Consider the following 242-nt stretch of genomic DNA (forward strand, 5'->3'; position numbering starts at 1 on the left):
GGCTTCACCGGCAAGGACGCCGACGGCATCCCCGGTCCCACCAGCTGGAAGAAGCTGCGCGTCCCCGACGTGTGAGGCGCGGTGACGCGCGGTACGCGTCCCCGCCGCCCTCCGTGCGCCCTCGTGCGCGGCTACACCTCCAGCCGGGCGATCTCCCCGATCTCCAGAGCCACGTACAGAACCCCGTCGGGACCGAAGGCGAGGCCGTGCGGTTCCGAGGAGCCCACCGGCAGGTCGTACTC

At 72.3% G+C, this 242-nt stretch carries 1 protein-coding gene; it reads right to left on the reverse strand.

All coding sequences use genetic code 11. The features are described 5' to 3' along the window. Positions 1–131: 131 nt before the first annotated feature. Positions 132–227 (reverse strand): hypothetical protein, encoded by a 96-nt coding sequence (locus tag ACLIYP_RS30995; protein ID WP_412716368.1) that lies wholly within the window; start codon positions 225–227, stop codon positions 132–134. Positions 228–242 lie beyond the last annotated feature (15 nt).

The organism is Streptomyces nanhaiensis (assembly GCF_046614825.1).
GTDB lineage: Bacteria > Actinomycetota > Actinomycetes > Streptomycetales > Streptomycetaceae > Streptomyces > Streptomyces radiopugnans.